Source organism: Streptococcus sp. IsoGale022, from assembly GCF_031142805.1.
Taxonomy (GTDB): Bacteria; Bacillota; Bacilli; order Lactobacillales; family Streptococcaceae; genus Streptococcus; species Streptococcus sanguinis_A.
In genome coordinates this window covers 1-306 of record NZ_JAKZJI010000050.1, presented here as the reverse complement: position 1 = coordinate 306, position 306 = coordinate 1, and the positions used below count along the sequence as shown (strand labels likewise).

The 306-nt window shown below is 55.9% G+C and carries 1 pseudogene; it reads right to left on the bottom strand.

The features are described from left to right. A pseudogene (locus RG608_RS11615) lies at positions 1 to 306 on the bottom strand (hypothetical protein); the annotation flags it as partial.

Here is a 306-nt window from a genome sequence, read left to right as displayed (position 1 = left end):
TCCGCAAGTGAATCAGCGTCGATGAGTGCATCAGTATCCGCAAGTACGTCAGCTTCAACGAGCGCGTCTGTAAGTGCCAGCACGTCAGCGTCAACGAGCGCGTCTGTAAGTGCCAGCACGTCAGCGTCAACGAGTGCATCTACAAGTGCAAGTACATCCGCCTCAACTAGCGCCTCAGTAAGTGCAAGTACATCCGCCTCAACCAGTGCATCCGTAAGTGCCAGCACGTCAGCTTCAACGAGCGCGTCTGTAAGTGCCAGCACGTCAGCGTCAACGAGTGCATCTGTATCCGCAAGTACGTCCGCC